2 protein-coding genes are annotated in these 844 nt (G+C 74.9%); one reads left to right on the top strand and one right to left on the bottom strand.

Annotation, left to right across the window (positions count from 1 at the left end; translation table 11 throughout):
- A partial coding sequence (locus tag R6V09_RS54135; RefSeq protein WP_317888690.1) for a CHAT domain-containing protein occupies positions 1–556 on the top strand: 556 nt, incomplete at its 5' end.
- A 51-nt stretch (positions 557–607) separates the two neighbouring features.
- Here R6V09_RS54135 and R6V09_RS54130 read toward each other — a convergent pair.
- Positions 608–844: response regulator transcription factor (locus R6V09_RS54130; RefSeq protein WP_317888689.1), on the bottom strand; the 237-nt coding region annotated here is incomplete at its 5' end.

Raw genomic sequence — 844 nt, 5'->3', positions numbered from 1 at the left:
CGGAGGCCGGCACGTCCTGGTGCGCGGGCCCGGCCTCGCGACCGGCGGCGCCGAGGTCCCGGACCTGGCCGGCCGCTACGGCAGGCCGACCGTGCTGGAGCACGACGACGCCGAAGTCCCCCGGGTGCTGGCCGAGTTGGACGGCGCGACCCTGGCCCATATCGCCGCGCACGGCACGTTCCGCGCGGACAGCCCCTTGTTCTCGTCCCTCGGCATGGCCGACGGCCCGCTCATCGTCCATGACTTCGAACGTCTCGCCCGCAGCCCGTACCGGATCATCCTCTCCAGTTGTGACACGGCCCGCCTCGCCTCGGTGGGCGCGGACGAACTCCTCGGGCTGGTAACGGCGTTGCTCCCGCTGGGCACGGCGGGGGTGGTGGCGAGCAGCGCCCCCGTCAACGACGCCGCCGTGGTCCCACTGATGCTCGCCCTGCACAAGGGCCTCAGCACGGGCCTCTCCCTGGCGGAGGCGCTGCGCGACGCCCGGGCCGCGCTGCCGGGGGACGCGGTCCACCAGGCGACGGGCTGGGCGTTCACGGCGTTCGGAGCGGCGTGAACCGACCTGGCCCGCGGCCCGCACGGGTCAGGCCCTCGGTCACGTCACCGGTCACGCCGACTGCGCGGTGGGCAGTTCCACCAGCCACGGCAGCGCGCCGCGGTCGCTCGCGCCGAGGCGGGCGTAGGCGCTGTAGAGGTGATTGCCGACGGTGCGGACCGAGAGGGTGAGGCGCTCGGCGATCTGCCGGTTGCTGAGGCCCGCGGCGGCGAGGGTGACGATCTGCCGCTGGCGGACGGTGAGTTCGCCGAGCACCAGACCGGACAGTGCCGGGGTGCGGGCGCCCTG

This window comes from Streptomyces sp. W16, assembly GCF_033194735.1.
Taxonomy (GTDB): Bacteria; Actinomycetota; Actinomycetes; order Streptomycetales; family Streptomycetaceae; genus Streptomyces.
The sequence above is the reverse complement of the archived record's forward strand: the minus strand, read 5'-3'. Positions and strand labels throughout refer to the sequence as shown.